Annotated in this window: 9 protein-coding genes; 3 read left to right on the forward strand and 6 right to left on the reverse strand. The window is 69.2% G+C overall.

What is annotated here, in order from left to right; all coding sequences use genetic code 11:
- The 5 genes from VNS22_RS21040 to VNS22_RS21060 all read right to left on the reverse strand — a co-directional run.
- Positions 1–725 (reverse strand): extracellular solute-binding protein (locus tag VNS22_RS21040; protein WP_325735939.1); only part of this gene is annotated, 725 nt, incomplete at its 3' end.
- 90 nt (positions 726–815) lie between these two features.
- Positions 816–1,466 (reverse strand): NUDIX hydrolase, encoded by a 651-nt coding sequence (locus tag VNS22_RS21045; protein ID WP_325735941.1) that lies wholly within the window; start codon positions 1,464–1,466, stop codon positions 816–818.
- A 100-nt stretch (positions 1,467–1,566) separates the two neighbouring features.
- Positions 1,567–1,719: a hypothetical protein gene (locus VNS22_RS21050; RefSeq protein WP_325735943.1), complete on the reverse strand. Its 153-nt coding sequence runs from the start codon at positions 1,717–1,719 to the stop codon at positions 1,567–1,569.
- 161 nt (positions 1,720–1,880) lie between these two features.
- Positions 1,881–2,924 (reverse strand): Gfo/Idh/MocA family oxidoreductase, encoded by a 1,044-nt coding sequence (locus VNS22_RS21055; protein WP_325735945.1) that lies wholly within the window; start codon positions 2,922–2,924, stop codon positions 1,881–1,883.
- A 70-nt stretch (positions 2,925–2,994) separates the two neighbouring features.
- A complete protein-coding gene (locus VNS22_RS21060) occupies positions 2,995–3,417 on the reverse strand; it encodes a 4-oxalocrotonate tautomerase family protein (RefSeq protein WP_325735947.1) in 423 nt (140 codons plus the stop codon).
- Between the two features lie 118 nt (positions 3,418–3,535).
- Between VNS22_RS21060 and VNS22_RS21065 the strand changes: the two genes are divergently transcribed.
- Together VNS22_RS21065 and VNS22_RS21070 are read left to right on the forward strand one after the other, a co-directional pair.
- Positions 3,536–4,381 carry a LysR family transcriptional regulator gene (locus VNS22_RS21065; protein WP_325735948.1) on the forward strand — a complete coding sequence of 282 codons (846 nt, stop codon included), beginning with the start codon at positions 3,536–3,538 and terminating at the stop codon, positions 4,379–4,381.
- 97 nt (positions 4,382–4,478) lie between these two features.
- Complete coding sequence (locus VNS22_RS21070) at positions 4,479–4,694, forward strand: NINE protein (RefSeq protein ID WP_325735950.1); 216 nt, start codon at positions 4,479–4,481, stop codon at positions 4,692–4,694.
- Between the two features lie 27 nt (positions 4,695–4,721).
- On the opposite strand, the gene VNS22_RS21075 is transcribed toward VNS22_RS21070, so the two are convergent.
- The gene (locus tag VNS22_RS21075) at positions 4,722–5,075 is read right to left on the reverse strand and encodes a hypothetical protein (RefSeq protein ID WP_325735952.1); all 354 of its coding nucleotides are present in this window, start codon (positions 5,073–5,075) and stop codon (positions 4,722–4,724) included.
- Here VNS22_RS21075 and VNS22_RS21080 point away from each other — a divergent pair.
- Positions 5,074–6,054 carry an MBL fold metallo-hydrolase gene (locus VNS22_RS21080; protein WP_325735954.1) on the forward strand — a complete coding sequence of 327 codons (981 nt, stop codon included), beginning with the start codon at positions 5,074–5,076 and terminating at the stop codon, positions 6,052–6,054. The two genes, VNS22_RS21075 and VNS22_RS21080, sit on opposite strands and share 2 nt — an antisense overlap.
- The last annotated feature ends 69 nt before the right edge of the window (positions 6,055–6,123 follow it).

Consider the following 6,123-nt stretch of genomic DNA (forward strand, 5'->3'; position numbering starts at 1 on the left):
TCCTCGGGAAACACGAACGAGACCGGCGCCCCCTTGGCCTGCTCGCGGATCGGCATGAAGTCGACGATCATGCCGAACAGCTTCTCGCCACCCGCCACCGCCTTCAGCACCCCGCCATTGGCCCCCTCGGCCAATGCATCGTTCGCCTTGAGCTGCTCGTAATAGCCCCAGCCGTCCGCGAGATTGCCCGTCAGCGTCACGGTATGAATCAGGGCCGCACCCGAGGAGAGCGGGCTCGGCATCGCGACCAGGCCCTTGGCCTCGGGCCGCGTCAGGTCCGCCCAGGAGGTCGGCACGAACGGGGCCGCTTCGTTGTAGACGATCCCGGTGGTGATCAGCTTGGTGGCGAACCAGAACTTCGCCGGGTCGTGCAGCCCCTCCGGATAGGCCGAAACGTCGGCCCCCTCATGGGCCAGCAGCACGTCGTCGCGCTTCAGCCCCTCCATCGTCACCGAATCGGCGATCAGCAGCACGTCGGCCTGGGGTGCGCCCGCCTCGAGCTCGGCGCGCAGCTTGGCCATGATCTTGGGCGTGCCGTCGCGCACGAAGCTGATCTCAATGTCCGGATGCTCCGCCCGGAACGCGTCGATCGTGCCCTGCGCGTCGGTCTGCGGCTGGCTCGTATAGAGGACGAGGCTGCCCCCGGCGGCCAGGGCGGATCCGGCCAGGACGGGGGCGGCAGTCAGGCCGGCGGCCAGGGCGAGCGCGACGAGCGGTCGGTTCATCAGGCGGTCTTCCGAAGGAGGGGCCGGCACCTGCCGGGCCGGACAGGTCGTCCGGCCAGATAGGCACGTCCCGTGACAGGCGGGTGACGGTCAGCGGCCGATCAGCTCGGCATTCACCTTCAGCATCAGCGCCACCAGCCCACCCTCGCCCACCAACATGGCGGCCTCGTCCAGGGAATACCAGCGCCGCTCGCGCTGGCCCTTCTCCGGCCAGTCGTCCAGCACCTCCTCGACATCCATCCGGTAGACCTCGATCTTGCAGGGGACGATCCGGCCGGACGGCAGGTGCTTGGGCGAGAGATAGGAGCCCATCGGCCTGGTCCAGACCTCGCCGATCAGCCCGGCCTCCTCGAACGCCTCGATCGCTCCCACCTCGGCGCCCGTCCTGCCCTTCTCCGGATTGCCCTTGGGGATGATCCAGCGCCTGGTGCCGCGCGAGGTGATCAGCAGCACGTCGGCCGAGCCGCCGCGCATCCTGAGCGCCAGCACGCCGTACTGGAGCCGGGGCGCCGCCTGCGCCTTCTTCTTCGGCGCCGGCTTCTTCGATGCCGGCTTCTTCGGCGCAGGATCCTTCGCGGCTGCCTTCTTCGCCGGCGTCTTCCCGGCCGATGGCTTCGTCGCCACCGGCTGCTCGGCAGCCGGCTGCTGGTCCTCAGCCTGCTCGGCCGGACGCAGCGCCGCCGGATCGGCGGGCTCGGCAGGCGGGGCGCCCGCCTGCCCTTTCTTCGACGCCTTGCTCAACGGCCCTGCGATGATTGCGGCAACTGCTCCATGGGACCGTTTAGCCGAAACAGCCGCCACAATTGAAGCCCGATGGTCTAGACGACCGGATCGTCGGGGCTCAGCCATGGCCCTTGATGCCGATCTGTTTGGCGGCGGCCACGCGCGCGGCCTGCTCGGGCAGGTCCAGCCGCCGGTAGACCTGCTCGAGCCTGGGATAGATCGGCTGGCGGTCCGGCATAGGCGTTGGCGAGCGCGCAGTCCGGATCGGCATTCGCCGCCTCCTGGACCACCGCCACGCCGTTCTCATAGGCCGGGAAGCTCTGGATGAACCCGTCGATCCCGGCCACGGTCGCGGCACCCGATGCGGTCACCTCCTGGCCGCGCCAGTCCAGCAGCATCCGCCCTCCTCTCACCGGCTGGAGCCATCTCCGATCAGACGGATCCACCCGGCTGGGAAGAAACCTGGGATGCCGGCACCGGCACCGCGCGTCCGGAGGCGGCACTCTCCAGCATGGCCAGCGCCACGGCGAGCGAGCGCAGCCCGTCCTGGCCGGTGCACGCGGCTTCCCCCTCGCCGCGGGCCGCGGCCACCACGCTCCTCACCATGCGCACGTAGAGATCCTCGTGCTCCAGCGGGATCTCGTGCAGGCCCTCCGCATCGCGCAGATGCACCGTGCCCTCCGGGGACTGCCCCATATTGTCCCGGGCATAGAGCGAGCCTTTGGTCCCGTGGATCTCGATCGAGCCCCGGTTGAACGGCGTGTTGAACACGTTGTGGATGTGGCCGAGCGTGCCGCCGGCCGTGCGGAAGATCGCGAGCGCCGTGTCCTCGATCTTGTCCGTGCCCATGCCGCTGTTCTTGCTCATGGCGCTGATCTCGACGATCTCGTCGCCGGTCAGGAAGCGCACGATGTCCGCGTCGTGCACCGCCAGGTCCATGATCGCCCCGGCACCCGTGGCGGGGTCGTTGATCCGCCAGGTCTGCAGATGGGCCGGCAGCAGCGCCCCATGCACCACCCGGATCACCACCAGATCGCCCAGCCGCCCGGAGCGGACGATCTCGCGCATCGCGATATGGTGCGCGCCGCAGCGCATGTGGTGGTTGGTCGCGAACACCACGCCGGCCGCCTCGCAGGCGCGCACCATGTCCTCGGCCTCCGCCAGGCTCATCGCCAGCGGCTTGTCGCACAGCACGTGCCTGCCCGCCGCGGCACAGGCCAGCACCTCGCGATGGTGCCGCTCATTGGTGCTGGCGACATACACCCCATCCACCTCCGGGTCCGCCAGCATCTCGTCCAGCCGGTCATAGGCCTTCGGGATGCCCATCTCCGCCGCGAACGTCCGGCCGCGCGCCAGGTCGCGGCTGAACACCGCCACCGGCAGCGCCACCCCGCTGCCGTTCATCGCCCCCACCATCCGCTCGCGCGAGATGGTGCTGGCCCCGATCAGGCCGAATCCGAACTTGCCGTCCCGCATCGCGAGCGCCCCCCCTTTTGTCGTCCCGCCTGCTTGCCGGCTGGTCAGGGGGCGGTCAATCGCGCGCCGATCAGGCGGCGCGTGCCGTCGGTGCTGGTGCGGCCTCGATATAGCGCCGCTCCTGGGTCCGACCGCCGAAGCCATAGGCGTCGGCGGCCACCTCGTGCACGTGCACGTAGCTCTCGTGGTGCAGGCTGCCCAGCAGTTCCTCGAACAGGGCGAATACCGCCGCCACGAACGCCGCCTTCTCGTCCTTGCTGTTGGTGCCGTCCACCACCCTGATCTCCAGCCAGAAGCTGGACCTGCCCTGCTCGGCCAGCGACCGGCCGCCCGCGAACCAGGCGGCGGGATCGACCCGCTGGACGATCACGGCGGTCAGCTCCGGCTGCTTGCGCAGGATCGAGCTGGACAGGCCGGCCACCCGGGCCGCGACCTGGCGCTCCAGATCGTCGATCGGTCGGACGGTGGCGAGCTGCACGCTGATGATCGGCATCCTGGATCTCCTGCATGAATGGCAAAGGCAGGATGGCCCGCCGCCCTTCATTGCAGAAGCAAATGCTGCTACTCTCTATGATGACACTTCATCATGGCAGGCGGTCGTCGGACAAAGCATGCGCAACCTGGACCTGGACCAGCTCCGTTCCTTCCTCGCCGTGGCGGACCTGCGCAGCTTCACGCGTGCGGCGGAATCCCTGGCCGCGACCCAGTCCGCGATCAGCCTGCGCGTGGCCAAGCTGGAGGACCGGTTCGGCCGGCGCCTGCTGGTGCGCACCCCCCGGGCCGTGGCGCTCACCGAGACCGGCCGGCACTTCCTCCCCCATGCCAGGCGGATCCTGGCCGTTCATGATGAGGCGCTCGCCGCCATGGACGACGTGCCGGCCCAGCCGGCGGTGCTGCGCCTCGCCGTGAGCGACCACGCGATCGCCGGCCGCTTGCCCGCCGCTCTGCAGGCGCTGCGCATCGCCCTGCCGGGCCTGGTGCCGGACGTGGTGGTCGGCACCTCGGCGGACATGCTGGCCGCCTATGATGAAGGTGCCGCCGATGCCGCGATCGTGCGCCAGGATGCCCTGCGCCGGGAGAGCCTGCCGCTCTACCGCGAGGCGCTGGCCTGGATCGGCAGCGAGCCGCTGACCAGGCCGGGCGAGCGGCCGCTCGACCTCGTAGCATTGCGCGGTGCGTGCGGCGTGAAGGCGGCGATGACCCGGATCCTGGACGAACATGGCCTGCCGTGGCGCATCGTGTTCCAGGGCGGCTCGGTCTCGGCTTTGCAGGCCGCGGTCGAGGCCGGGCTCGGCATTACCGTGGTCGGCCGCACCCAGGTGCCCGCAAGCTGCACCATGCTGCAGGGCCTGCCGCCCCTGCCCGCCAGCCGGGTCGTGCTGCAAACCCGCCTGCCATCCCCCCAGAGGGACGCGCTGCGCCGGGCATTTTCACCCATCGGCCGCCTCGCCACCTGATCCGGTTGGACCCGACGCCCACATGCGGGTATCCCCGGAACCATTCCCCACCGGCGGTCTTGTAGAGATCGACCCCGTTCTTGGAGCTGTGACACGCATGAAGTCGGTGAGCACCTCGTTCTGGCTCTGGCTGCTGTGCATCTTCGGCTTTTGCGGCATCCACCGCTTCTATCTGGGCTTCATCTGGACCGGCCTGATCTGGCTGTTCACCTTCGGCCTGCTCGGCATCGGCCAGCTCATCGACCTGTTCCGCCTGCGCAGCCTGACCACCATGTCCAACATGGAACGGCAGCTGGAGCGCAGCCGCTTCTAGGCCGCTCCACTTTCCAGGACTGTGTACCTAGATTCGTGCTATCCTGCGCCGCTCCAGCCGCAGGATGCCGCCATGCCGTCTGTCATCGACCTCGAATCGTGTTTTTGCACAAACGAACCCGAGAACGGCAAAAACATACGGTACATCAAGGCCGTAGTACGCCTGGTCATGCCAGCTCCGGCACCGGCGGAACCCGGGGATGGCACCGTTCCATCCCCTCCCGGTGTATTTGCCCGAACGAACCCGACCACCCTGGATCGGGCCGGCGCCGCCAAAGCCATCAATATCGTCGATAGGTCCGATCGAGCGGCCCGATTTCTGGTGGGGCCATGCCGTCGCCACCTCCGGGCGAACGACACCCGCATCGAGACAGACCCTCATGAGGCTCCGCTCCTTCCTTACCGGCACCGCCATGATCCTCGCACTCGGCCTGGGTCTTCCGGCCGGCGCAGCCGCCACGCACCCGGCAACGGCGGCCGGGCATGCCCAGGTCCCGGACTCCTACGCCTTCCCGCTGGGCGATCTCCGGATCGTCGCCCTGTCGGATGGCACCGTCCCGCAGGACCTGCACCTTCTCATGACCGGCACCCCGCCCGCCGAGGTCGACCGGCTGCTGGCGCGTGCCTTCCAGTCGAACCCGGTCGAGGCGTCGATCAACGCCTTCCTCATCGAGGACGGCCCCCGCCGCATCCTGGTCGACACCGGCTCCGGCCAGCTGTTCGGCCCGGGCCATGGCGGCAAGCTGCCGGACAGCCTGGCCAGCATCGGCATCGCACCGGGCGACATCACCGACATCCTGATCACCCACATCCACACCGACCATTCGGGCGGCCTGGTCCTGGACGGCCAGCCGGTCTTCCCCAACGCGACCGTCCATGTCGGCGCACCCGACCTCGCCTTCTTCCTCGAGCCCGGCAATGCGGAGGAAACCGGCTACGCGTCGCGATATTTCGACGAGGCGGCCCGGACGATCGGCGCCTATGCAGAGGCCGGCAAGGTCCGGACCTTCGAGGACGACGAGACGATCCTGCCCGGCATCGTCGCGACACTCCATCCCGGCCATACGCCTGGCAGCGCGTTCTACACGGTGACGAGCCGGGGCCGCTCGATCGCCTTCATCGGCGACATCATCCATGTGGCGGCGGTGCAGTTCCCCGCCCCCGACACCACCATCGTCTACGACCTGGACCCGGACGCGGCCAGGGCCGTGCGCAGTGCCGCCTTCGCGGGCTTCGCCAGAGGCCGCCAGCTGGTCGCGGCCCCGCATCTGCCCTTCCCCGGTGTCGGCCATATCCGCGCCGAGGGCGAAAACTCCTTCAGCTGGCACCCGCTGGAATACCGCAACCGTACCGGGGATTAGTCCTCCGATCCGGCGGTCAGGCCCGCTGCGTCCGGGCCGCCGCGAACACCTGCTCGCGCAGCCACGCAT

Origin of the sequence: Geminicoccus sp. (genome assembly GCF_035556675.1) — a bacterium.
Lineage (GTDB): Bacteria > Pseudomonadota > Alphaproteobacteria > Geminicoccales > Geminicoccaceae > Geminicoccus.

Coding starts and splice junctions, on each gene's coding strand:
- VNS22_RS21050 (WP_325735943.1), bottom strand. CDS start 1,719: ATGCCGATCCGGACTGCGCGCTCGCCAACGCCTATGCCGGACCGCCAG.
- VNS22_RS21055 (WP_325735945.1), bottom strand. CDS start 2,924: ATGCGGGACGGCAAGTTCGGATTCGGCCTGATCGGGGCCAGCACCATC.
- VNS22_RS21060 (WP_325735947.1), bottom strand. CDS start 3,417: ATGCCGATCATCAGCGTGCAGCTCGCCACCGTCCGACCGATCGACGAT.
- VNS22_RS21065 (WP_325735948.1), top strand. CDS start 3,536: ATGCGCAACCTGGACCTGGACCAGCTCCGTTCCTTCCTCGCCGTGGCG.
- VNS22_RS21070 (WP_325735950.1), top strand. CDS start 4,479: ATGAAGTCGGTGAGCACCTCGTTCTGGCTCTGGCTGCTGTGCATCTTC.
- VNS22_RS21080 (WP_325735954.1), top strand. CDS start 5,074: ATGAGGCTCCGCTCCTTCCTTACCGGCACCGCCATGATCCTCGCACTC.
- VNS22_RS21075 (WP_325735952.1), bottom strand. CDS start 5,075: ATGAGGGTCTGTCTCGATGCGGGTGTCGTTCGCCCGGAGGTGGCGACG.